We start from the raw sequence: 22,944 nt of genomic DNA, 5'->3' as shown, positions 1-22,944 counted from the left end.
TCAGGGCCGCCACACGTACCGCACATCCGGCTCCCGCTCCTCGTTGCCGCTGCCGTCCGTGTACTCGGTGGCGACGAAGCCGTGCCGTTCGTAGAAGCGGTGGGCGGGCTTGTTGACCTGGAAGGTCCACAGGCCGAGCCCGCCCGGACGCCGTTCCTTGGCCAGCGCGATGAACCGGTCGCCGATGCCGTGTCCACGCAGGCTGGGATCGAGATACAGCTGGGCGAGCTCGTCCCCGTCGAGCACCATGACCCCGACGACGCCGTCCGCGCCCTCGTCACCGGGCACCGACGCCACCCACGTCTCCAGTGACGGCACCACCACCTCCCGGAAGTACCCCCGCACCTCGTCGGCGGACCGGGGGCTGACCACCGTCGGCAACGCGGCGGCGAAGGAACGCAGCCAGACTTCGGCCGCGGCGAGGGCGTCGGGAGCGGCGGCCCGGCGCAGGGTCACCCCGGTGCGGGCGAGGCTCACGCGTCCGCCTGCTCGGGGACGACGGCGACGGCCGTGATCTCCACCAACTGTCCCGTGTAGCCAAGGCAGTTCACGCCGATGAGCGTCGACGAATGCGGCCCGGTGCTGAGCCCGGACGCCTCGACGACCTCCCAGACGGCGGACAGCGCCGCGGGCTCGTTGCTCACGACGTGGACGTCGGTCGCGAGGACATGCGCCAAGTCGCTCCCCACGGACCGCAGTTGCTCCTGGAGGTTCACGAGCACCTGCTCGGCCTGCCGCACCGGATCCCCCTCACCGACCAGCTTCCCCTCGGCATCGAGCGGCACGGACCCGGCGAGAAAGGCGAGCTTCGTCCCGGCCTCGACGACGGAGGCGTGGGAGTAGCGCGGCGGCGGAAAGAGGGCGGGCGAGGTGACGCGCTGGATGGTGACACGCTGGATCATGCGGCGGCTCCTGCGGACAGGGGGCGTCGTCGGACGCGGGACAACTCACAACTCACAACTCACCGATGGTCCGGGCCGACGAACGAATCCGCATCCGAATTTCCGCGTACGGGGCCCGGCACGCCGAGTGCCGAAGGCGCGGCGTACGGACTCTCCACCCGCCAGCCCTCCTCCGCGGCCACCTGCTCGAAGATCCCGATCTTGTACGCCAGTCCCTCCGGTTGCCCGATGTCGCACGACCAGCCCGCCTCGGCCCATTCCTCCTCCCCTCTCACCAACGGCCACCCGCGCGCGGCGAGGTGCAGCGCGAGCGTGGAGCGCGCGTACAGCCGTACGGCGTCGCGCTTGTCCGCCGTGCGCTCGTACTGCTCGGTCTCCCGTAGTAGCAGCCGCCCGCCGGCCCGTCCGGCGACGAGGAGCGGGACCGTTGCCCCGTCCGGGCCGCGCGTTGCAAAGGTCAGCTGGTCGCCCGCCTCGCTCTCGCTGACTTCGTATCGCGGGAGATACGAGAGCCGGGCCAGCCCGAGCGCGTGCTTCCACGACGTGACCCACAGCCCGCGGTTGAGGTAGTAGCGCACGGACCGCTGCCACGCCCAGTAGGCGTCGAGGCGGAACCCGTGCAGCCCTTCGGCGCGGCAGGCCTCGTACACCGTGTCGAGCACGGCCGACGCGAGCCCGCGGCGCCGGGCGACGGGATGGACGTACAGCGAGGAGACACACAGGGCGCCCGCGCCCGTCGGCCGGCTGCTCACGGCGACGGTTCCCACCGGCCCACCTCCGTCCTTCGCCGTCCGGATCCAGTACCTCCTGCCGAATTCGTCGTCGTGCCGGTACTCCCGCCCGGCCGCACCGAGCCTCAGCCGCAGCCGCTTCTCGCCCGCCACCGTGAGCGAGTCCGGGTCGACGCACTCGCCGAGGGCGCCCTCGGCGAGGGAGGCGAGGTCCCAGAGTGCGAAGCGGCGTCCTTCGCCGAAGGTGACGGGACACAACTCGGGCCGGGCGGCGAGGCGTTCGTGAACGTGCAGGGCTTGCTGGTTCTCCATGTGCCCGGAGCGTAGGGAGGACGCGAGGGGAGCGGTCCGCTCTGCCCGCACCTCGGCCCGGCGTGTCATTCCGGCGGTGGACCGTGCTCCGGTTCAAGCAGTCGCCGTTCGCACTCCTGTGCAAGGTCGGGGTACGCCTCGGAGATGGCGGCGTAGATCCTGCGCCGCAGCAACCGCTCGGCCGCCGCGCGCCCGGTTCTGCCGAACAATTCGTCGAGCAGATCGTGATAGCGAGTCAGACGATGCCGCAGGTAGTCGACCTTCCAGCGGGTGAGGGCGGCGGGATGGGGACGGGAATCGGGATGGGAATCGGGATCGGGATCGGCGCTCTCGTCCGTCGCGGGATCCGACACGCGATCCCAGCGCTCGTACGCGTACGCCGTCCGCTCCTCGTCGCGCCGGTTCCGGTGCTCGACCGCGAGCCGGGCGAGCCGTCGGGGCGCGATCCGCGGCACGTCGATGGGCTCAGCGGCGACCCGCGCGAGCACCTCACGCCGCCGGCGCTGCGCGGCGGCCTGCGCCGCGTGGGACCGCCGGGCGGCGGCGGCCGACGCGGCCCGGAACTCCTCGCTGCGCTCGGCGTCCTCGACGCGTTTCACGGCGTAGAGGCGGGTCCGCGGCCCCGTGCGGACATAGGGATTGTCACGCAGCAGATCGGGCTCACCGAGCAGTTGCCGCACCATCCCCAACGTCCACCCACGCGCCCGCAACCGGGCCACGGACACGTACGCCACATCCGGCCCCTGCGCCTGCCCCTGACCTGCACATCCGCTGTCGTACCCGACCATCACGACCCCCCCGTCGTTACTCTGAGTGACGATTCCATTGAAGCGTGCGCCACTGACAATCGGTGGCGAGGGGTGAGGCGGGGGGGATAACCGTTCGACACGTGCGCGCTGGACCGCCAGCCTTTTTCAAGTGAAGCCTGAAGCTTGAACCCACCTCCCACCTCCCACCTTCGGCCCCGCCCGTCCACCCCCCCCCAGGAGCCGCGCCCATGCCCGCCCCAACCGACCCCGCCTTCCTCGACTCGACCGCCGACCGTCTCGCCGCCCTCCCCGCGGTCCAGGCCGTGGCTCTGGGCGGTTCCCGGGCGCAGGGCACTCATCGGCCCGGCAGTGACTGGGACTTGGCGATCTACTACCGGGGCCGTTTCGACCCCGACGACCTCCGGGCCGTCGGCTGGGAGGGCGAGGTCTCCGAGGTCGGGGGCTGGGGCGGTGGTGTCTTCAACGGCGGCGCGTGGCTGACGATCGACGGGCGGCGCGTGGACGTGCACTACCGCGATCTCGATGTCGTGGAGCGGGAGTTGGGGGAGGCGGAGCAAGGGCGGTTCCGGGTGGAGCCGTTGATGTTCCACCTCGCGGGGATCCCGACGTACCTGATCGTCGCGGAACTGGCGATCAACCGGACCCTCCGCGGCGACCTGCCCCGCCCGGCCGCGTACCCGGAGAAGCTCCGCACCGCCGCCGCCACCCGCTGGCGCGGCACCGCCCACGCCACCCTCGCCTACGCGAAGACCAACCACGCCCCCGCTCGCCGCCTCACAGAACTTGCCGGCGCGATCGCCACGGCCGCGGTCCAGACGGGGCACGCGGTGCTGGCGGGGCGGGGGGAATGGGTGACGAACGAGAAACGGCTGCTGGAGCGCGCCGGGCTGCGGGGCGTGGACGACATCCTCGCGTCCTTGTCGACGGACTCGGCGCCGGAGACACTCACCCAGCTGGTCACAGAGGCCGATGAGCTCTTCGAAGCGGCCTGTGCGGACTCCTGACCCGATTGCGTTCATAAAGAACATGGCCATTCCAGGCATCGTCACACCCCGGTAATACAACCGCCCCGAACCCCACAACCCCGCGATCTACCGTGGACACCGCACACCCCAGCCCAGTCCAGCCCAGCCCGGCCACCGTCGCCCGAAGGCTCACCCCCGCCCTCGTCACGACGACAGGAGCCCGCTCCCCGTGTCCCGCCCCGCCGCCCGCACCGGCATCAGGACCCGTATCCGTACCCATGTACGTCCTCCTGGCAGGCCCGCGCTTCCACCCTGGCTCGCGCATGCCCTCCGTGCCCAGCGCGGCCCCGTGCCCTGGAGCGCCGTCGTGCGGGGGGCTCTTGCCGCCGGGCCGTTGCTGCTCACCGCCGTGCTCGTCCACCGCACCTCCCTCGGTGTCGTCGCCGCCATCGCCGCCATGCTCGCCGGGATCAACGACCGGCCGGGGAGCCGGCGGGCGTCCGTGCGGCGACTCGGGGTGCCCGCGCTCGCGGGGGCCGGGGGGCTGCTGGTGGGGACGTATGCCGGGGCGCATGCGGAGCCCCTCGTGCTCACGCTGATCCTCACCTGTGTCGGGCTCGTCGCCGGCGGGATCAGCGCCGTCGGGCCCGTCGCCTCCGGTGCCGGGACGCAGCTGCTCGTCGCCTCCGCCATCGGGGCCGGGATGCCCGTGCCCGAGGCCGGGTGGGCGAGGGCGCTCGCGTTTCTTGCCGGGGCCGGATGGCTGGTGCTGCTGCGGCTGGTGCTGCCCACGCCCGGGGCCACCGCCGGGGACTTCCGGTTCGACGGGGAGCGGGAAGCCGTCGCCGCCGTGTACGACGCCGTCGCCGAACTGCTCGACGCCGTCGGAGGAGACCACGCCCTTGCCCGGCGTGCCGCGCTCACCGCCGCTCTCGATCACGCGCAGGACGCCCTCACCGGGCCCCGGCTGCGGCGGTACGCCAGCTCCGCCGCCGAGCGGCGGCTGCACGCGCAGTACGCCGCCGCCCTGCCGCTCGCCGAGGCCGCGACCGCGCTCGCCTGGGCCGGGGAGGCCGTCGGCGGGCGGGCCTCCGAGGGGCCGCGGCGGCTCGCCGGCGCCGTACGCGAGAACACGCCCACCGGGCCGTTGCCCGCGCCCCACCGGTCCGGGCCCGCGCTGCGCGCCCTCGACGACGCCCTGCTGCACGCCGCCGAGGCCTTCGACCAGGGCCACGGCAGCAGCGACCTGCACAGTCGCAGGCGGAGTTGGAGGAGTGTGGTGCGGCTCGTCCTCGGAGCCGGTGGGCGGGAGTACGGGCTTCGGGTCGGCCTCTGTTTCGGGGCCAGTGCCGCCGTGGCGCAGGCCCTGCACCACGCCCGCTGGTACGGGCAGCACGAGCACTGGTACTGGCTGCCCGCCACCGCCGTCTTTCTGGTCAAGCCGGATCTCGGGCCGCTCGTCTCCCGGGTGTTGTGCCGGGCCGCCGGGACCGTGCTGGGTGCCCTCGTCTTCGCCGGGTTCGCCGCCGTGCTGCCGCGGCCCGAGGGGCTCATCGTGCTCGTCGCCGTCAGCGGCGCGCTCATACCCGTCGCCACCCGGCACTTCGCCGCGCAGACCGCCGTGGTGACGGTTCTCGTGCTGGCCCTGGTGATGGTGGGCGGGGAACCGCAGGCCTCCGTCAGCCGGATCGGCGAGACGCTGCTGGCCTGCGCGATCGTGCTCGTCGTCGGGCATGTGCCGATGCCGGGGCAGCGGGGCGGGGGAGTGCGGGCGCGGGTCGCGGCGGCGGGCTCGGCGGCGTACGCGTACCTCGGTCACGTGCTCGAGGAGAGCCGCGCGTACTCCGAATCCCGCCGCGCCGCCCGCTGGACCCTCCGCCGCGAGGCCTATCGCACGCTCGCCGAGGCCCGTACCGCCATCGCCCTCGCCGCCGCCGAACTCCCGCCGCTCGCCCGGCACTCGGAAGGCGCGGACGAGGTCGTCGTCGCCCTCGAACGGCTCGTCGACGCCACCACCGCCTGCGCCGTCCACCTCGACGACTCCGGGCACCTGTCGGCCAGGGACAGGGAGCAAATAGCCGAGCTGCTGGACGAGTTGGCGAAGGGCCGGGCGCGCACTCGGCTACGACTGCCCGAACTGCCCCTCGCCGTGTAGGCACGCCTGGCTCCTGTCCGGAGCCGTCAGGGCATACGTTGGCGCAATGACCGAGACCCCCGCCGATCTCATCATCACCGGATGCACCGTCCTCGTGCACGACGACCAGGAACGGATCGGGTTCGAGGAGGACGCGGCGATCGTCGTACGGGACGGAGTCGTCGAGTCCGTCACCGGCGCGGCGGACGTCGCGGGCGTCGCGGCCGGCGAGCGCATCGACGCCCGCGGACAGGTCGCCCTGCCCGGCCTGATCAACTGCCACACACACGCGCCGATGGTCGCCCTGCGCGGCGTCGCCGAGGACCTGCCGACCGACGAGTGGTTCAACGACGTCGTGTGGCCGATCGAGTCCAACCTCACCGAGAAGGACGTGGAGTTGGGCGCGCGGCTCGCCTGCGCCGAGATGATCCGGGCCGGGGTCACCTGTTTCGCCGACCACTACTTCGCCATGGACGCGGTGGCCGCGGTGGTGGAGGAGTGCGGGATGCGGGCGCATCTGGGGGAGGCGTACTTCTCCTCGACGGGACCCCAAGGCCGGGAGAAGTCACTGGAGTTCGCGCTACGACACCGGGGTGGCGCCGGCGGCCGCATCACCACCGCCCTCGCCCCGCACGCCCCCTACACCGTCGACGAAGCCGACCTCGCCGCCACCGCCGAACTCGCCCGCGAGCACGGGCTGCCGGTGCACATCCACGCGGCCGAGAACCGCGACCAGACCGACGTCAGCCTCGACCGGTACGGCGTCACGCCCATCGAGATCCTGCGGCGCACCGGCATCCTCGACACCGACGTCCTCATCGCCCACGGCACCGGAATCCTCGACCGCGACCTGCCGTTGCTCGAAGACGCCGGCGGCCGGGTCGCCGTCGCCACCGCGCCGCGCGGCTATCTCAAGTTCGCCTGGCCCACCACCACTCCGGTGCGCGCCCTGCACGGCATCGGCATCCCCGTCGGGCTCGCCACGGACGGGGCCGCCTCCAACAACTCCCTGGACGTATGGGAGTCGATGGCGCTCACCGCCCTCATCCAGAAGTCCACGACCGGCGACCCGCGCTGGCTGACGTCCCGTCAAGCCCTGCACCACGCAAGCCTCCAGAGCGCGCGGGCGGTCGGCCTCGGTGACGTGATCGGCAGGATCGCGCCGGGCCGCCGCGCCGACATCGTCCTCGCCGACCTCACCGGCCCGCACACCCAGCCCGTCCACGACCTCGCCGCCACCCTCGTGCACAGCGCCCGCTCCTCCGACGTCCGCACGACGATCGTCGACGGCCGGGTCCTCATGCGGGACCGGCAGCTCCTTACCCTCGATGTCCCTTCCGTGGTACGGGAGTTGGGGGAACGGATGCCCGCACTGGTCGACCGCGGACACGGCCGCCGTATCCAGGATTACAAGACCTGAAATCCGGTCGCGAAGAAGCAATTTGTCGCCAACCGCCGGTGACCGGGCCATCACGGGAAGTGGTTTCACGCTACACAGGAAAGCCGGGGTGTACTCGTCAGAGGGGGAGGGCCGGTCCGGTGGAGCTGACGATCGACGTCGCGGTGCTGCTCGCTGTCATCATCTTCGTGCGCGTACGTCACCGCGATGTGCAGGCCCGCAGCCGTACCGACCAGTGGCTGACGGTGTTCCTCGCGCTGGCCTTCGGCGTGCTGATCGCGCCCACCGCCTTCGGGCAGGGAGTCTTCAACTTCATGGGCCAACTCGCCCAGGGAGTAACCCAGTCGGCCAGTCCGTGATCTTCTAGGCTGAGCCCCATGGATCCCGCCGACGGCCTTCTCGACCACCCGTACGACGTGTACCGGCGTCTGCGTGACACCGCGCCCGTGCACCGCATCGCCGGGCCCGACGGCACCCCGGCCTGGCTCGTGACCCGGTACGACGACGTCCGGGCGGCACTCGCCGATCCGCGGCTGTCCCTCGACAAGCGGCATGCCACGGCGGGTACTTACAAGGGTTTCTCGCTGCCGCCGGCGCTCGACGCCAACCTGTTGAACATGGACCCGCCGGACCACACCCGAATCCGCCGGCTGGTCGGCCGGGCCTTCACCCCGCGCAGGATCGAGCAGTTGCGCGCCCCGATCCGCCGTACCGCCGACCGGCTCCTCGACGCCCTCGGCCCGCACGGCACCGCGGACCTCGTCGCCTCCTACGCCGCGCCCCTCCCCATCACCGTCATCTGCGACCTGCTCGGCATTCCCGACGAGCACCGCATGGACTTCCGCGTCTGGACCGACACCCTCGTCGCCCCGGACCCGGCGGCGCCGCCCGGGACCGCCAAGGAGGCGGTCGTGGCCATGCTCGGGTATCTGACCCGGCTCCTCGCGGACAAGCGCCGGCAGCCCGCCGACGACCTGCTCTCCGACCTGATCGCCGTGCGCGACGAGGGCGACCGGCTCAGCGAGGACGAGCTGATGTCCCTCGCCTTCCTCATCCTCTTCGCCGGGTACGAGAACACCGTCCAGCTCATCGGCAACGCCGTGCTGGCCCTGCTCCAGCACCCGGACCAGCTGGCCGCCCTGCGCGCGGATCCGGCCCGACTCCCGGCCGCCGTCGAGGAGTTCGCCCGTTACGAAGGCCCCGCCCTGTTCGCCATCCGGCGCTTCCCGGTCGAGGACGTGACCATCGGCGGGGTCACGATCCCCGCAGGCGAGACGGTCTGGGTGTCTCCGTCCGCCGCCAACCGCGACCCCTCCCGCTTCCCCGACCCCGACCGCCTCGACCTCGCCCGCGACGCCTCCGGCCACCTCTCCCTCGGCCACGGCATCCACTACTGCCTGGGCGCGCCCCTGGCCCGCGCCGAGACGGAGATCGCCGTGGCCGCACTCCTGGAGCGGTTCGACGAACTCGCCCTCGCGGACGAGAACCTGCGCTGGCGCCGCTCCCTGCGCGCCCGCGGCCTGGTCGAGCTGCAGGTGTCGTACACCCGAAAGGCATCCTGAGGCGCGCCGGGAAAAAGATTCCGAAGCGGCGATGAGTTCCGCTCCGTGCGGCAGTCACATCAAGAACGGACCGCTGCACAGGAGGAGCCATGTCGCTACCGGAGATCGTCTCGCGAGAGCAATGGCGGGCGGCGCGCGCGGAGTTGCTCGCCGAGGAGAAGGCGGCCACCCGCGCGCGTGACGCGCTGAACGCCGCTCGGCGGCGCCTGCCCATGGTCGAGATCGACAAGGAGTACGTCTTCGAGGGCGGCGACGGGAAGGCCACGCTGGCCGAGCTGTTCGAGGGGCGGACCCAACTGGTCGTCTACCACTTCATGTTCGCGCCGGAGTGGGACGCGGGCTGCCGCAGCTGCTCGGCCTTCCTCGACCAGATCGGGCATCTGGCCCATCTGAAGGCGCGCGGCACGACCTTCGCGGCCGTCTCCCGGGCGCCGTACACGAAGATCCTGCCGTTCAAGGCGCGGATGGGGTGGACGGTGCCCTGGTACTCGTCCTACGGCAGCGACTTCAACCGTGACTTCGAGGTCACCTTCGAGCTCGACGAGGAGCTCGCCGAGCGGCCCGGCGTCAGCTGCTTCCTGCGGGACGGGGAGCGCGTCTTCCACACCTACTCGACGTACGAACGCGGTCTCGACGGGCTGGGTTCCACGACGAGCTTCCTCGATCTGACCGCGCTGGGGCGGCAGGAGGAGTGGGAGAAGCCGGCGGGGCGGGCGTCCGTGCTCGGGGCGCCGGCGGGCAGTGTGCGCATTCGTTATCACGACGAGTACGAGTTCTGACACGGAAAGTGACCGAGATCGTCGCAATGTGACCGGACCCTCACGGTCCGCGTTGAACGAGTGTCAACTACGTCTCAGTCCCGCAACTCGGCGAGGCGTTCGGCCCCCGGAAGGCGTTAACTCCTACAAGCACAACGCATTCTGGAGGTGGCGAGATGGTGAACGGGCGTACCGTGCTCGAACGCTTTCCCGCAGGTGGGCCGCGAGGTTCGTGGCCGGCGGAGGAGTTCGCGCACGCGCGGCGGCTGGAAGGGCTGCCCGCCGAGGTCGTCATGGACATCGCCACGGACACGTTCCTGGTGATCGTCCGCAGCGACAAGACCGTGGACGCGGTCGCCTGAGGCGCGCGTCCGTCCCGGGACGCGTCAGCCCGCCTCCGGGGCGGGCACCGGCGCCGTGAACTGTTCCGCCTGGAGCGAGTACAGCTCCGCGTAGATGCCACCCCGGGCCAGCAGCTCGTCAGGGGTGCCGGTCTCCGCGAGACGTCCCTGGTCGAGCACGTGGACGAGGTCCGCGTGGCGCACCGACGCCAGCCGGTGGGTGATCAGGATGACGGTCTGGCCGGTCGAGGCCAGCGCCCGGATCTTCTCGAAGACCTCCAGCTCGGCCCGCGCGTCCAGCGCCGCCGTCGGCTCGTCCACGACCAGGATCCGGCCGCGCCGGTAGGCCGCCCGCGCGATGCCGAGCCGCTGCCACTGACCGCCGGACAGCTCGTGCCCGCCGCTGAACTGCCGGGCCAGCAGGGTGTCCAGGCCGCGCGGCAGATCGCCCACCACCTCGCCCGCCCCCGCCTCGTCGAGCGAGGCGGCCATCCGATCCTCGGTGAGCGGCGCGGAGGAGCGTCCGATCGCCACGTTGACGCGGGCCGTGAAGGGCCAGCGCTTGAAGTCCTGGGCCACCATCGCGACCCGCTCGGCCAGCTGGTACCGGTCGGCGGTCGCCGTGTCCACCTCGTCCCACAGGATGCGGCCCCCCTCCGGCTTGTAGAGGCCCGCGAGCAGCTTGACCAGGGTGGTCTTGCCGGAGCCGTTCTCGCCGACCAGCGCCACGATCCGGCCGAGGGGGATGGTGAGGGTGATGTCGTCGAGGGCGGGGCGAGCCGACTCGCCGGGGTAGCGGAAGGTGACGTTCTCGAAGCGGATCTCGCGCGGATCCTCGGGCAGGGGATCGCCGCCGAGCGGGATCGCCCGCTCGGCCGCCTCGGCGTACAGCCGTTGCAGGTCGCCGACGAACAGCGCGTCCTCGTGCAGCGAGTTGACCGCCACGACCAGGTTGTCCAGGCTCGACGAGCCCGTCCGGATCGCGATCACCGCCGTACCCGCCACCGACAGGGCCATCGCGCCGGCCAGCAGCAGCCCGGCGAGCGTCGCGTACGTCGCGACGGTCGCGAGGCCCGTCCAGGCGGATGCGATCACACCCGTGCGCGCCGCCAGCCGAGCAAGCCGTGCCTGCTCGGTCTCCGCCGTCTCCGCCATGGCGCGGTAGTGCCGCAGCAGGAAGGGGCCGACGCCGTGCACGCGGATCTCGGGAGCGGCGTCGGGTTCGGTGAGCAGACCGCTGATCAGATGGCTCGCCCGGACGTGCTGCACCCAGTTGTGCCAGGACTCGTAGCGGCGCCGGGCGTTGGTCAGGGCGCTCCACGCGGTCGGGAGTGTCATGGTCGCGAGCAGCGGGAGCAGGACCGGGTGCAGCACGGTCAGTACGCTCGCCGCCGCGATCAGCGAGATCAGCGCGCTCACCACGCGGGTGGCGTACGAGATCATCCGCCGCGCCGATCCGGCGCCGTACTGTGCGGTGTCCAGCAGCTTGTGGAAGGCGTGGTCCTCGATCGCGGCGAGCTCCACGGCCGCCGCGCGCTCCAGGTACAGCTCGGTGGCCACTCGCTCGACCTTGGGTTCCAGCCGACCGGTCGCCCAGGTGGACGCGGCTCGCAGCAGCGCTCCGACCAGGGATACGGCGGCCAGCGCGGCCAGTACCGGTACGGCGCCGCGCAGCCGGTCCTCGATCGCGCCGCCGCCGATCAGCCGGCCCAGCACGCTGTTCATGGCGAGCAGACTCACCGCCTGCGCGACGCCCCGGCCGGCCTCGGCCGCCAGCACGACCCGCGCGGCCCGCCGGTCGGCCTGCCAGGCCAGCCGGCAGCTCGCGCCCAGCAGGGCGGGCAGCCGCGTCACCATCGCCCGGAAGTTCAGCTCCAGGAACGCGTCGGTGTGCTGATTCCAGCCCATGTCGTAACGCAGCGGCCCCCCGAAGAGCAACTGCTCCGACTCGGACACCCCACCCTCCGCTCCACGCCCCCGCGCCCGCCGCCGCCCCGAACGCAACATCTTCCCGCGCCCACCGGCCCGCAACGCTTCCGCCCACCCACCCGGGCCCGGCGCTTTCCCGCGCCCGTCCGAGTCCGGCGCCTTGCCGTGCCCGTGCGGGTCCGGCGCCTTGCCCTGCCCGTGCGAGTCCGGCGCCTTGCTCGGCCCGTGCGGGTCCTGCGCTTTCCCCTGCCCGTGCGGGTCCTGCGCCTTGCTCTGCCCGTGCGGGTCCTGCGCTTTCCCCTGCCCGTGGGAGTCCTGCGCCGTGCCCTGCCCGTCGGAGTCCCGGGCCTTCCCCCGCTCGTCCGAGCCCCGCGTACTGGCCACCGTCGGCTTCCCCCTTCACCTCGACGGACGGCCACTATCGCGGGGGTCCGCGGCTGGTGGCAGGGCGCAGGTGAGAGAAGCCCGAGCGCGCGGGCGTACGCCCTACGGCGGCTCGGCGGCCACGCGGTTGGAGGCCGGTGGTCATGGGGCTGGGGCCGACGGTCATGCGACCGGGTCTGACGGTCGTGCGGCCGAGGTGCGGCGGTTGCGCGATCGGGGCCTGGCGGTTGGGGGATCGGGTCCGGCGGTCGTGCGGTTGAGGTGCGGCGGTTGCGCGATCGGGGCCTGGTGGTTGGGGGACCGGGTCCGGCGGTCGTGCGGTTGAGGTGCGGCGGTTGCGCGATCGGGGTCCGGCGGTTGGCCGACCGGGGCCCGACGGTCACCCGGTCGAGATTCGGCGGCCACGTGACAGGAGCCTGGCGCCTACGCGGTGGCCGTTCGGCGGGAGTGCTCAGCGGTCCTGGGGAAGTCGGCTGCGGTCGGGCAGCGCCGCCAAGGGGCGCGGGGAACTGCGCGACCAGCCACGACGGCGCAGCAGCCGCCCACGACCTACCGTCGCACATCCAGCAGAGCCCTTAGAGGCCGTACGGCCGCACGGCGATGCTGTGGCAGTCGCGCGTCTCAAGGTCGGCGGCCACGCGGTCGTCGCGTCGGGCGGCCGCACCAGAGGGCCTGCGCCCGCCGGTAGTGGCCCGGCAGCCGCGAGGCCACACAGCGGCCGTGATCCGGCGGGCGTGCTAGAGGCCGTGCGGCCACGCGGCTGTCGTCCGGCCGTCGCGCGCCAGAAGGCCGGCGGGCGCGCCGGGCTCGTGTCGCAGGCCATGTGGCAGAAGGTCGATGATCAGACGGTAAGGATCCTGCAGTACGCGCCCCGAAGCTCGGCGATCGCCCGGCACGGACCCCGCAGCCGTGCGTCAGGGAGTTCCGGCACCCGGAGCCCGATGTTTACGCAACCATGTCTGGCAGGACTGCTAGGCGATCACCGGGCGCGACCAGGTCGGTGTCGTTCCCGTCACCCGGCACAGCGCGAGGTACAGCGGGATCGGCGGGGTGTACGGCAGCGTGCCGTCCGGCTTGTGGATGAGGCCGGGGACCGCCGGGGCGTCCGGAACAACCGCCCCGGCGGCGTAATGGGCGGGCGCCGGCCACTCCAGGGCGTAGTCCGAATCGGACGGGACGAGCCACCACCAGTGCGCCTCATCGGCGTAGACGCACCCCACTCGTGGCAGCCGGGGCAGTACCAGTGGGCCGAAACGGGCCGGCACCGCCACCGCGTCGCACCCCAGGGGCGCCGTCATCCCGTCCGGTACGGGCAGCCGCCGGGGCGTGCCCGACGCCTTCAGCCCCCGCTCGAGGCGGACCAGCGTGTCCAGGCTCAGCGCCCGGCCGCCGGACGCGGCCCTCACCCCCATGCGAACCCCGTCCCCGTCCCCGTGTCCGGCCCAGTGCCCGTTCCGTGGTGCCCTTCCGGTTCGTCCTCGTCACCCGAACCACCGGCCGGCCCCGGCTTGGGTCGGGCTCCCCACCCCAGGTCGTTGCAGGGCCCGCAGTCGTGCCGGGGTTCGTCGGCCTTGCGCGGCAGCTCCGCCCAGACCAGCAGCCCCGGACCGTGCTCGTGCGCCCCCCAGGCATGGCACATCGCGTCGATGAGAAGCAGTCCCCTCCCGTGCTCCTCCTCGGGTCGCGCCCGTGACGGGTGGGGTACGCCCGGCGCACAACCCTCGTCGCGCACGGCTATGCGCACCAGGTCCTCACCGTCGTGCAGCTCGCAGACTATGAGGCTGCTCGCCGTGTGCACGAGGGCGTTGGTGACCAGCTCCGTGATGACCAGAGCCGCCGTGTCGCAGGTGTCCTCGCACACCGACCAGCCGTTCAGCCGGGCCCTGGTCAGGCGTCTCGCCTGCGCCGGGGACCCCGGGTGTGCGGCCAGCTCGAAACGGAACCGGCGCTCGGCAGGGGCCCCGCCGGGGCCTGCTTCCGCAGCGGCACCAGGGCCGTGGCGGCGGCCCGTGGCGGCGTCTGTTCCTAAGGGCGCGGACGGAATCACGCTTGCCACTATCGCCCCGCCGTGAACACTTGGCAAGTGTCACTCTGAAAATTGCAGAGTGCGGTGTGACTCTCTGGAAGGCCGTGGCACACTGCTGACAACAGCACGTCGAACGGCGCCAGTTGAGATCAACGTAGATCCGTACAAAACCGTACAGATCTTCGAATAGGTCTTCGAATGGCGCCGTATGGCTGTCAGCATGCAGTTCGAGGTCGGACCGCACCCTCGCGGCCGTCCTGCCAGGGACTTCGGAAAACCGGCGAGCCGGCGAGCCAGTGGGCCGGCGATCAGTGGAGGTGGAGCGTGAGCGAACCGCGGTCCGCGCCGACCGTCGGCCAGGTGGTCCTCGGCCGGCGACTGCTGGACCTGCGGGAACGCGCCGGCCTCAAGCGCGAGGAGGCCGCCCGCGTCCTCCGCGTCGCCCCTGCCACGGTCCGCCGCATGGAGATGGCCGAGGTCGCCCTCAAGATCCCGTACCTCCAGCTGCTGCTGAAGTCCTACGGCGTCTCGGACGACGAGGCCGAGACCTTCGTGCAGCTCGCCGAGGAGGCCAACCGCCCCGGCTGGTGGCAGCGGTTCCACGACATCCTGCCGGGCTGGTTCTCCATGTACGTCAGCCTGGAGGGCGCGGCCTCCCTCATCCGCTCCTACGACCCGCACTTCGTGCCCGGCCTGCTCCAGACCGAGGACTACGCGCGTGGGGTCCTGCTGTCGGGCGCGATCGGCCAGACGCGGCCGGAAGACATCGAGCGTCATGTCGCCCTGCGCATACAACGCCAGGATCTGCTCACCCGACCCGGAGCGCCCCGCTTCTGGGCCGTCATGGACGAGACCGCACTGCGCCGCCCCGTCGGCGGTCCGGAGGTGATGCGTGCTCAGATCGACAGGCTGCTCGAAGCCGCGAAGCTGCCCAACGTGACGTTGCAGGTCGCACCGTTCCTGAACGGGCCGCACCCCGGCACGTACGGGCCCTTCGTGCTGTTCCGATTCGCCATGCCGGAGCTTCCGGACATGGTCTACAGCGAGTACCTGACCGGCGCCGTCTACCTGGACGCGCGTGCCGAGGTGGCGACCCACCTCGAGGTCATGGACCGCATGGCGGCGCAGGCCGCTACGGCACATCGCACGAAGGAGATCCTCCGGGATCTCCGCAAGGAGCTGTGAATGGATCGCATCAAGCCGCGCAAAGGCGTCTACAACGGCATGCCCGCGCGGGAGTTGGGCAGTGAGGGCTGGCACAAGCCCTGGAGCGGTGGCAACGGCGGCAACTGCCTGGAGGCGATGAAGCTCGCCGACGGCCGGATCGCCGTCCGCCAGTCCACCGACCCGGACGGCCCGGCGCTGATCTACACCACCGACGAGATGACCGCGTTCATCGAGGGTGCCAAGGCGGGGGAGGCCGACTTCCTGCTGTCGTGACGCGCATGGTCCGACGCCCGTTCAACTCCCCTTTCTTGATTGCGAACTGATGGATAATCAATCATTGGCTGAGATGGCTGAGATGGCTGAGACAGCTGGAATCGCCGAGACCGACACAGGCGGGCGAAGAATCGCCGTCCACCCGTGCGCGCGAGTGATGGCACGAGTCAACTGGGCCTCTGGTGCGGCCTACAGCCAGGACCGCATGCGCCGGGGTGCGTCCACCAGGCGGCTGATCGCGATCACCGGCAGCGGTGGCTGTGCGACCCGGCCGGGGGCGAGGCTCAGCCCGTAGTAGATCTGCTCGATCGACGGCGGTCCGACGGCGAGATTGCGCCGGACCGCCGTCACGGACGACTGCTCCCCGGTCTGCACGAGATAGGCCGCCGCCATCGTGCCGGTCCGCCCGACCCCGGCCCCGCAGTGCACGAACACGGGCCCGGACGCGGCGGCGACGGTGTCCAGAAACCTCCGCACCTGCCCGGGCTTCGGTGTCTGCCCGTCCCGGATCGGCAGTCGTACGACGTCCAGCCCGGCCTTGCCCGGTTCGGCGAGCTGGGCCGGGGTGAGGTCCTCGGCGCGCAGGTCGACGACCGTGGTGAAGCCGAGCCGGGCCAACTCGCGGTATCCGGCGGGGGAGGGGGCGGCGCCGCGCCACAACCGGCCCTTGGCGTCGACGGGTTGGAAGTGGTGGATGCCCTGGACGGTTCGGGTGCCGGTGGGTGGGGGTGTTCCTTCGCGGGCCCAGTACGAGAGCGCGAGCACGCCCAGCGAACCGGCGGCCCACAACGCGAGATAACCGACGACCACCGTCACAACGACCCGCAACGCACGGCGCGACAACCGACCCCTGGGCAGGACGGGCCGGGGCAACGGAGCGGGAACGACAGCCATGGGCGACCCGGGAGACTCGGGGACGGGGGCGCGATGCGCATCGTAACCCGGGGCGTGGCGGGCCGGGCCGGGTCGGCGGCTGGGGCCTGCGGCGCGGCAATCGTCATCTCCAAGGCGGAGGCTTTACGGGCTTCCGGTTCCGCGGCGGCCTGATGGGCTTCCGGTTCCGTGGCGGCTTTACGGGCCTGCGGTTCCGTGGCGCCCTTACGGGCCTCCGGTACCCGCGCGTGATCTCGAGGGCGTCCGTCCCCACCTCCGGCTCAGCCGCCGTCGCCTCCAGACGGCCCCCTGCTCATCTGCGGCTCGGTCGTCGTGGCCTCCGGGGCGGTCGCTGTCGTCTCCGGCTCGGTCGCCGTCGCTTCCGGGGGCCACGGTCGTCTCCGGCTCAGTCGCCGTCGCTTCCAGGCCCGCTGTCGTCACCTCCGGCTCAGCCGGTGTCCCTTCCCGGACAGCCGTCCTCCCGTTCGGCCCACCGTCGTCTGCGGCTCGGTCGCCGTCGCTTCCGGGGGCCACGGTCGTCTCCGGCTCAGTCGCCGTCGCTTCCAGGCCCGCTGTCGTCACCTCCGGCTCAGCCGGTGTCCCTTCCCGGACAGCCGTCCTCCCGTTCGGCCCACCGTCGTCTCCGGCTCGGTCGTCGGGGCCTCCGGGTCGGCCGCTGTCGTCTCCGGCTCAGCCGTCGCCACTTCCAGGCCCGCCTTCGTCTCCGGCTCAGTCGCCGTCGCTTCCAGGCCCGCCGCCGTCACCTCCGGCTCAGTCGGTGTCCCCTCCCGGGCGGTCGCCCCCCTTCGGCCCGGCCCGCGCCCCCTCCAACTCGGCCCTCCCCGGCGCCCCTTCAGTCGTCGTCCGCATCCGCGTCGCCGATGCCGACCACCGTGAGGTGGGCGCGGTCGAGGGTGGTGTCCTCCAGGCAGCCGCGCAGCCGCATGCGGTCGTGCTCGGTGAGCGCGGGGCGTACGACGCCGGCGAACACGCCGTCGCCCAGGTCGCCCAGGGTGGCGTGGCTGAGCGGCACGGACGTGGAGTCCCGGCACCGCTCCCAGACCTGCTGGGCGGCTAGCCGACGCCGTTCCGCGGTCATCCCGGAACCCCGCGTGTCGACCTGGACCAGCACCGAGGTCGCCTCGTTGTCGTTCTCGTGCTGTTCCCGCGTCTGGGTGAGGTCAGCGAGCCCCACGACCAGCGCGGTCAGCAGCGCGGCCCCGACGACGGTGACCGCGGCGACCCGCGCGGCCCGGCCCTTGGGCCGCCGGTCCAGCAGGGCAAGGTCCTCCAGATCGGTGTCGGTGTCGGTGTCGGTCTCGGGCGGCGCGGCGAGCACGGCAAGCCGCCCCGCGAGCCTCCGCTCGGCCGGCTTGGCGGTCGCCGACGCGATCCGCTGCACCACCCAGGCGATCCCGGACAGCAGCACCCCGGTGACCATGAGGACGGGCACGAAGACGTACGTACGCTCGCCGCTCTCCTCCAGCCAACGGAACCGCGCAGCCTCGCTCCGCCCGCTCTCCGGCGCCGCCCGCAACCGCGCCAGCACGTCCTCCTGACGTGCCGTCAACTCCCGTTGCCGGGCGTCGCTGTCTCGGATCCGCTCCTCGATCCGGCCCAGCCGCCCCAGCATCACGATGCCGAGCAGCATGACCTCGACGACGAGCAGCAGGATCCCGCAGAGAATGGCCCGCTGCCACTGCCACCGGTACAGGTAGACGACGAGATAGGTACCGGCCCCGGCCGCCGCGAGCCCACCGAAGAGATAGACGACACGCCTCATCGGGGCTCCTCGGCGCGTACGTCACCCGTACCCCCGTCCATCGCCACGCGCGACCCCGGCGGAAAACGCCGTACCGCATCCGTCGCTCCCACCACTGCCGGCAGGCCGAACTCCCGTGCCAGCACGGCGAGATGGGACAGCGGACTGCCAGTCTGGGCGATCAGGCCGGTGAGTCGGGGCAACAGCGGGGCGAGGGCGGGGTCGAGGGTGCGTACGACGAGCACGGGGTCCGGTGGCCGGGGCCCGCTCCCGTCCCACACCGTCCCGACGACGCGCCCACCGGACACCCCCCGACCGCCGTCGGCATCTCCGTGCCGCTCGGCCACGACCTTCCCGTCCGCGAGCCGGAACGCGTCCGGCAACGGCGCCGACGCCCCCTGCGGCACCCGCGAGTGAAGATCCCCCGGCAACGAAACCCCGTCCTCCAGTACGGTGCCCAACTCCCGCCAACGAAGCATCCCGACGCGCTCCGCCCCGAGCCCCAGCCGCCGCCCACCCTCCCGGACAAGCCGCACCTGAAGCTCCTGCACCCAACGAACCCGGAGCCGGAGGGCTTCGCGCGGGGGGAGTGCGGGGGAGCGGTGAGTGGTGTGGCGTACGGCAGTTGGAGCTGTCGGGGACTCGATGCCGGGCACCGAAGCCGAAGCATGCCCCAATCCGTCGCCCCCAGCCCCAGCCCCAGCCCCAGTCGCAGCCGCGGCACCAGCCTCAGTCGTAGCCGCGACCCCGGCCGCCACCTCCCGTCGCTCCCCGTCCCCGCCCGCACCCGACGCCACCCTCTCCGGCAACCGCCCCGGCCCCCGCAGACTCGGCGCCGTAAGTGCCAGTACCACCGGATCCTCGGCCGCCGCCCGCTCGTCCGGCACGCCTCGTGCCTGCGCCTGCGCCAGCGCGCTCAGGGCCGCCCCCGCCGCCGTACGGCTCCTCGGCGGTTCCCGCAGCAGCGCCCCCGCCAGGGCCTCCTGGGCATGCAGGGAGACCAACGCCCTCCGGGTCCAGCGGAGTTCGGCGGTCAGGTCGGCCGCGGTGAGTTCGGCCGGTGCCGGGACCCCGGCGAGGTGGCGGTCGACGTCGGCGACGAGGTCCGTGGCCAGGCCGGGCAGCGCCGCGCTGAGGCGTCCCACCCGCCAGGCCGCGCCCAGCCGCCGCGCACCCGGCGCCGGGTTCAGCAGCGCCAGCCACCGGTGCCTCGGCGGCGCCGCCCCCAGCAGCCGCAGATCCGCCGCGGCCCGCCCCCCGACCGTCGTCACCACCGGCACCCGGCGCAGCAGCCGCCGCGGCGCACTGCCCCCGATGTCCAGCGCGGCGGCGAGCCCGCGGGCCATCGGCGTCACCCACAAGTCCTCCTCCAGCGGCAGCAGTTGCTCCGGCAGCGTCTCCGCCACCGGTCCGGGCCCCAGCAGCCGCGCCCCACGCGCGGGCCGCGCCGCCATCGCCGTGATCGGCCGGCTCTGGAACAGCCACAGCCGCCCGTCCCCGTCGAACCCGAACTCGATGTCCTGCGGCCCCCCGAACACCCGCCGGGCCCGCCGCGCGAGCCGGGCCAGCCGGAACAGTTCGCCACGGGTGAGGACCGCGTCCGCCGTCGGCGGCTCGGTTCGCAGCAGCCGCCCCGACCGGCTCAACCAGTAGTTGGTTCCCGCCTGTTCACCGCTGACCAGACTGTCCGGCCCACCGCGCACCGCGCTCACCAGCATCCGGTCGGCCCGTCCCTCCACGGGATCCGCCCCGAACATCACCCCGCCGACCCGGGCCGCCAGCATCGGCTGCACCAGCACCGCCATCGGGGCCGTCTCCCCGCCGGGCCGCCGCGCCGAGTCGAGCACCGCCCGTACCGCCGTAAGGAAGTCCCGCCAGCCCCGCACATCCAGCACGGACGCGAACTGCCCCGCCAGCGACGACTCCTGGGTGTCCTCCTGCGGCGAGGAGGACCGCACGACGAGCGGCCGGGCACCGCCCTCGGACAGCTCGTCCCAGGCCCGCCGCAGGGCGATCGTGTCGTCTTCCGAGCCGTCGGGGATCACGAAACCGGGAAGCACCGGCAGCCCGGCCCGGGCGGCCCGCGCGAGGTTCGCCGCCTTGGAACCGGCGCGGTGGGGGAGCGCGGCGGCGGGTTCGTCCAGCGGGACGGCGGCCGGGCCGTACGCCCCGGCCCGACCCCGCGCGGCGATACGGCCGTCACCCTGACGTTCGTCGAGCGTCGTCATCAACACCCTCCAGGACCGACCGCCAACAGGGGGGACGCGCGGGGGTGGCCCAGCGCCTGACGGCGGAACGAAGGATGGGGCGGGCCCCGGCCGCTCCGGAGGGACACGGCCATGACACGCCTCCTCACCCATGGTCCCACCGCCGTTGCCCCACAGGTCGGTTGGACGTCGCTTTCCCGTCCGCTCCGCCCCGATTTCGTGAGCCGGGAGGAGACCGCCGACACGGCCTCGTCCGGGGGTAGTACGCACGGCGTCCTCCGCAGGTGCGAGGGCCCGTCTCCGTCGACTCACACCGCCGTATCCGGCGCCCCCGGCGGCAGCACCCGGAGCAGCGCCTCCAGCGCCGCCCCGTACGCGTGCTCCGGGGGCGTCGCGTACCCCACGACCAGGCCGTCGGGTGTATCCATCTCCGCGTCCGGGTGCCGGAATTCGGCCAGTCCGTCGAGCGCGACGCCGTTCCAGACCGCCGCCTTGACGGCGGACCGCTCGGTGCCGGGCGGCAGCCGCAGCACCGCGTGCAGGCCCGCCGCGACCCCGGTGACCTCGATGTGCGGCGCGTGCTCGGCGAGCGCCGCCACGAGCCGGTCGCGCCGACGCCGGTACCGCTGCCGCATCCGTCGCACGTGACGGTCGTACGACCCACTGGAGATGAAGTCGGCGAGGCTCAGCTGGTCGAGGACGCTCGCCCATGCCTCCCGCTCGCCCTTGGCCGCGAGCACCCCGTCGACGTACCGCTCCGGAAGCACCATCCAGCCCAGCCGTACGGCCGGCGACAGGCTCTTGCTGACCGAGCCGAGCAGGATCACCCGCTCGGGGTCGAGCCCCTGCACGGCGCCGACGGGCTTGCGGTCGTACCGGAACTCCCCGTCGTAGTCGTCCTCCAGCACCACCCCGTCACGCGCGCGTGCCCAGTCGACCACGGCCGCCCGCCGCTCCGCGTGCAGCGGCCCACCGGTCGGAAACTGGTGCGCGGGCGTGAGCAGCACGGCCCGCTCCCGCCCCAACCGGCCCACGAGCGCGCCGTGTTCGTCCAACGGCAGCGGTACGGTGCGCACGCCCGCGCCCGCGAGCAACTCCCGGTGGAAGGGCAGGCCGTACGCCTCCACGGCGAGCGGCCCGCGCAGCACGCCGCCCCCGAACAGCAACCGCAGACCGTGCGCGAACCCGGAACACACCACGATCCGCCCCGGCTCCGTCCGCACCCCCCGAGTACGTGCCAGATACTCCGCGAGCGCCTCCCGCAACTCCACCCGCCCGGCCGGCTCCCCCGGCCCGAACACCTCACCGGCCGCGCCGAGAACAGCCCGCCGGTACGAGGCAACCCACTCGCCACGGGGGAACGCCGAGGCGTCCGGGGTGCCCTGCCGGAGGTCGTGGAGCGGGCGGCGCGGGGGAGGGGGAGGGGGTAGTGGTGGGGGCGGAGTCCGCCGGCCGCGGGCGTTTGGCGGCAGCGACTCGGACCCACGCGCGCGTGCGGGGCGGTTTTCGTCACGCGCGCGTGCTGGACGGCTTTCGTCACGCGCGCGTGCCTGCGCGCTTATGGCACCCCGCTCCCCGCGCCGCAGCGGTTCCGCCCGTTCCGCGACCCGTGTGCCCGAGCCCTGCCGGGCCGTGAGCCATCCCTCCGCGACCAGCTCGGAGTAGGCGTCGGCGACGGTGTTGCGGGCGACGCCGAGGTCCGCGGCCAGGGAACGGTACGGCGGCAACCGGGTGCCGGGAGCGAGCCGCCCGCTCCGCACGGCCTCACGCAGCGCCGCGGCGACGGCGGCCCGCCGCCCACCCGCCGCCGCCACCTCCAGATGCAGATCGGCCCCGATCCGCTCCGCGGAATTGACCCACGATTCAGCCATGGAAATGCACCCTACAGTGGGTCTTTCACCCCCGTAGCTTGAATGACATGACGACGAACACCACCACCGCCACCGGCACCGCCGCCGCCACTACCACCTCTACCTCCACCACCGCTCGCATCGACTTCGCCAAGTCCGCCCCGAAGGTCTTCCGTGCCCTCGTCGGCTTCGACGCCGCCGCGCGCGAGGGCCTCGACCCCGCCCTCGTCGAGCTGATCCAGATCCGCGCCTCGCACCTCAACCACTGCGCGTACTGCCTGCACATGCACACCAACGACGCCCGCAAGGCCGGCGAGAGCGAGGACCGCCTGCACATGGTTCCGGTCTGGCGGGAGGCCCGTCACTTCTTCACCCCGAGGGAACAGGCGGCCCTGGCCCTGACGGAGGCGGTGACCCTGGTGGCCGACAAGGGCGTCCCGGCGGACGTCTACGCGGAGGCCGCCGCCCACTTCGACGACGAGGAACTGGCCCACGTACTGTCCCTGATCCTCACGATCAACACGTGGAACCGGGTCGCCCTGTCGACGGCGAAGGTGGCGGGCACGGACGAACGCCGCCGCTGACGCCTCTTTCCGCGC

Annotated in this window: 21 protein-coding genes; 10 read left to right on the top strand and 11 right to left on the bottom strand. The window is 72.8% G+C overall.

Going from position 1 to position 22,944, the window contains the following annotated elements:
* The 4 genes from MQP27_RS40175 to MQP27_RS40160 form a co-directional block, all read right to left on the bottom strand.
* On the bottom strand, nt 1-477 hold the full coding sequence (locus MQP27_RS40175) for a GNAT family N-acetyltransferase (RefSeq protein ID WP_242774808.1): 477 nt from the start codon (nt 475-477) through the stop codon (nt 1-3).
* The gene (locus MQP27_RS40170) at nt 474-902 is read right to left on the bottom strand and encodes a RidA family protein (RefSeq protein WP_242774806.1); all 429 of its coding nucleotides are present in this window, start codon (nt 900-902) and stop codon (nt 474-476) included. The genes MQP27_RS40175 and MQP27_RS40170 overlap by 4 nt, the downstream gene beginning before the upstream one ends.
* Nucleotides 903-961: 59 nt before the next feature.
* A complete protein-coding gene (locus MQP27_RS40165) occupies nt 962-1,945 on the bottom strand; it encodes a GNAT family N-acetyltransferase (protein WP_242774804.1) in 984 nt (327 codons plus the stop codon).
* A gap of 65 nt (nt 1,946-2,010) precedes the next feature.
* Entirely contained in the window at nt 2,011-2,628 is a 618-nt protein-coding gene (locus MQP27_RS40160) for a hypothetical protein (RefSeq protein ID WP_242774802.1), read from the bottom strand.
* 314 nt (nt 2,629-2,942) lie between these two features.
* Here MQP27_RS40160 and MQP27_RS40155 point away from each other — a divergent pair, with 314 nt between their 5' ends.
* From MQP27_RS40155 to MQP27_RS40125, 7 genes are all read left to right on the top strand, one after another.
* A complete protein-coding gene (locus MQP27_RS40155) occupies nt 2,943-3,719 on the top strand; it encodes a nucleotidyltransferase domain-containing protein (RefSeq protein WP_242774800.1) in 777 nt (258 codons plus the stop codon).
* Between the two features lie 229 nt (nt 3,720-3,948).
* Nucleotides 3,949-5,835, top strand: coding sequence for an FUSC family protein (locus MQP27_RS40150; protein ID WP_242774907.1), 1,887 nt, complete (start codon nt 3,949-3,951; stop codon nt 5,833-5,835).
* Between the two features lie 46 nt (nt 5,836-5,881).
* Nucleotides 5,882-7,234 (top strand): amidohydrolase, encoded by a 1,353-nt coding sequence (locus MQP27_RS40145; protein ID WP_242774796.1) that lies wholly within the window; start codon nt 5,882-5,884, stop codon nt 7,232-7,234.
* A gap of 119 nt (nt 7,235-7,353) precedes the next feature.
* Nucleotides 7,354-7,572 carry a hypothetical protein gene (locus tag MQP27_RS40140; protein WP_242774794.1) on the top strand — a complete coding sequence of 73 codons (219 nt, stop codon included), beginning with the start codon at nt 7,354-7,356 and terminating at the stop codon, nt 7,570-7,572.
* Between the two features lie 18 nt (nt 7,573-7,590).
* On the top strand, nt 7,591-8,775 hold the full coding sequence (locus MQP27_RS40135) for a cytochrome P450 family protein (RefSeq protein ID WP_242774791.1): 1,185 nt from the start codon (nt 7,591-7,593) through the stop codon (nt 8,773-8,775).
* Nucleotides 8,776-8,864: 89 nt separating this feature from the next.
* Nucleotides 8,865-9,554: a DUF899 domain-containing protein gene (locus MQP27_RS40130; protein ID WP_242774786.1), complete on the top strand. Its 690-nt coding sequence runs from the start codon at nt 8,865-8,867 to the stop codon at nt 9,552-9,554.
* A 158-nt stretch (nt 9,555-9,712) separates the two neighbouring features.
* A complete protein-coding gene (locus MQP27_RS40125) occupies nt 9,713-9,895 on the top strand; it encodes a DUF8839 family protein (RefSeq protein ID WP_242774906.1) in 183 nt (60 codons plus the stop codon).
* 24 nt (nt 9,896-9,919) lie between these two features.
* Here the strand turns inward: MQP27_RS40125 and MQP27_RS40120 are convergent, their stop codons facing one another.
* The 3 genes from MQP27_RS40120 to MQP27_RS40110 form a co-directional block, all read right to left on the bottom strand.
* Nucleotides 9,920-11,881, bottom strand: a complete 1,962-nt coding sequence (locus MQP27_RS40120; protein ID WP_242774904.1) for an ABC transporter ATP-binding protein — start codon at nt 11,879-11,881, stop codon at nt 9,920-9,922.
* 1,277 nt (nt 11,882-13,158) lie between these two features.
* Complete coding sequence (locus MQP27_RS40115) at nt 13,159-13,599, bottom strand: hypothetical protein (RefSeq protein ID WP_242774785.1); 441 nt, start codon at nt 13,597-13,599, stop codon at nt 13,159-13,161.
* Nucleotides 13,590-14,243, bottom strand: a complete 654-nt coding sequence (locus MQP27_RS40110; protein WP_242774779.1) for an ATP-binding protein — start codon at nt 14,241-14,243, stop codon at nt 13,590-13,592. The genes MQP27_RS40115 and MQP27_RS40110 overlap by 10 nt, the downstream gene beginning before the upstream one ends.
* Nucleotides 14,244-14,537: 294 nt before the next feature.
* Here MQP27_RS40110 and MQP27_RS40105 point away from each other — a divergent pair, with 294 nt between their 5' ends.
* Both MQP27_RS40105 and MQP27_RS40100 read left to right on the top strand, forming a co-directional pair.
* Entirely contained in the window at nt 14,538-15,398 is an 861-nt protein-coding gene (locus tag MQP27_RS40105; RefSeq protein WP_242774777.1) for a Sco1979 family transcriptional regulator, read from the top strand.
* On the top strand, nt 15,399-15,653 hold the full coding sequence (locus MQP27_RS40100) for a DUF397 domain-containing protein (RefSeq protein WP_242774776.1): 255 nt from the start codon (nt 15,399-15,401) through the stop codon (nt 15,651-15,653). It begins immediately after the preceding gene.
* A gap of 189 nt (nt 15,654-15,842) precedes the next feature.
* On the opposite strand, the gene MQP27_RS40095 is transcribed toward MQP27_RS40100, so the two are convergent.
* From MQP27_RS40095 to pdxR, 4 genes are all read right to left on the bottom strand, one after another.
* Nucleotides 15,843-16,481: a protein-tyrosine phosphatase family protein gene (locus MQP27_RS40095; RefSeq protein WP_242774769.1), complete on the bottom strand. Its 639-nt coding sequence runs from the start codon at nt 16,479-16,481 to the stop codon at nt 15,843-15,845.
* Nucleotides 16,482-17,379: 898 nt separating this feature from the next.
* Nucleotides 17,380-18,309, bottom strand: coding sequence for a hypothetical protein (locus tag MQP27_RS40090; protein WP_242774768.1), 930 nt, complete (start codon nt 18,307-18,309; stop codon nt 17,380-17,382).
* Nucleotides 18,306-20,516 (bottom strand): PEP/pyruvate-binding domain-containing protein, encoded by a 2,211-nt coding sequence (locus tag MQP27_RS40085; protein ID WP_242774766.1) that lies wholly within the window; start codon nt 20,514-20,516, stop codon nt 18,306-18,308. The genes MQP27_RS40090 and MQP27_RS40085 overlap by 4 nt, the downstream gene beginning before the upstream one ends.
* 287 nt (nt 20,517-20,803) lie before the next feature.
* The gene (gene pdxR, locus MQP27_RS40080) at nt 20,804-22,366 is read right to left on the bottom strand and encodes a MocR-like pyridoxine biosynthesis transcription factor PdxR (RefSeq protein WP_242774764.1); all 1,563 of its coding nucleotides are present in this window, start codon (nt 22,364-22,366) and stop codon (nt 20,804-20,806) included.
* Nucleotides 22,367-22,413: 47 nt separating this feature from the next.
* Between pdxR and MQP27_RS40075 the strand changes: the two genes are divergently transcribed.
* Nucleotides 22,414-22,929, top strand: a complete 516-nt coding sequence (locus MQP27_RS40075) for a carboxymuconolactone decarboxylase family protein (RefSeq protein ID WP_242774762.1) — start codon at nt 22,414-22,416, stop codon at nt 22,927-22,929.
* Nucleotides 22,930-22,944 lie beyond the last annotated feature (15 nt).

Source organism: Streptomyces cylindrosporus, assembly GCF_022698165.1.
In the GTDB taxonomy this organism is placed as follows: Bacteria; Actinomycetota; Actinomycetes; order Streptomycetales; family Streptomycetaceae; genus Streptomyces; species Streptomyces cylindrosporus.
This window is presented reverse-complemented; position numbering and strand designations above follow the sequence as displayed.

Bases quoted from the DNA above. Each gene is read 5' to 3' on its own strand.
- MQP27_RS40135 (WP_242774791.1), top strand. From the start codon at position 7,591: ATGGATCCCGCCGACGGCCTTCTCGACCACCCGTACGACGTGTACCGG.
- MQP27_RS40145 (WP_242774796.1), top strand. From the start codon at position 5,882: ATGACCGAGACCCCCGCCGATCTCATCATCACCGGATGCACCGTCCTC.
- pdxR (WP_242774764.1), bottom strand. From the start codon at position 22,366: ATGGCTGAATCGTGGGTCAATTCCGCGGAGCGGATCGGGGCCGATCTG.
- MQP27_RS40100 (WP_242774776.1), top strand. From the start codon at position 15,399: ATGGATCGCATCAAGCCGCGCAAAGGCGTCTACAACGGCATGCCCGCG.
- MQP27_RS40090 (WP_242774768.1), bottom strand. From the start codon at position 18,309: ATGAGGCGTGTCGTCTATCTCTTCGGTGGGCTCGCGGCGGCCGGGGCC.
- MQP27_RS40160 (WP_242774802.1), bottom strand. From the start codon at position 2,628: ATGGTGCGGCAACTGCTCGGTGAGCCCGATCTGCTGCGTGACAATCCC.
- MQP27_RS40115 (WP_242774785.1), bottom strand. From the start codon at position 13,599: ATGGGGGTGAGGGCCGCGTCCGGCGGCCGGGCGCTGAGCCTGGACACG.
- MQP27_RS40130 (WP_242774786.1), top strand. From the start codon at position 8,865: ATGTCGCTACCGGAGATCGTCTCGCGAGAGCAATGGCGGGCGGCGCGC.
- MQP27_RS40165 (WP_242774804.1), bottom strand. From the start codon at position 1,945: ATGGAGAACCAGCAAGCCCTGCACGTTCACGAACGCCTCGCCGCCCGG.
- MQP27_RS40170 (WP_242774806.1), bottom strand. From the start codon at position 902: ATGATCCAGCGTGTCACCATCCAGCGCGTCACCTCGCCCGCCCTCTTT.
- MQP27_RS40085 (WP_242774766.1), bottom strand. From the start codon at position 20,516: ATGACGACGCTCGACGAACGTCAGGGTGACGGCCGTATCGCCGCGCGG.
- MQP27_RS40155 (WP_242774800.1), top strand. From the start codon at position 2,943: ATGCCCGCCCCAACCGACCCCGCCTTCCTCGACTCGACCGCCGACCGT.
- MQP27_RS40075 (WP_242774762.1), top strand. From the start codon at position 22,414: ATGACGACGAACACCACCACCGCCACCGGCACCGCCGCCGCCACTACC.
- MQP27_RS40120 (WP_242774904.1), bottom strand. From the start codon at position 11,881: ATGTTGCGTTCGGGGCGGCGGCGGGCGCGGGGGCGTGGAGCGGAGGGT.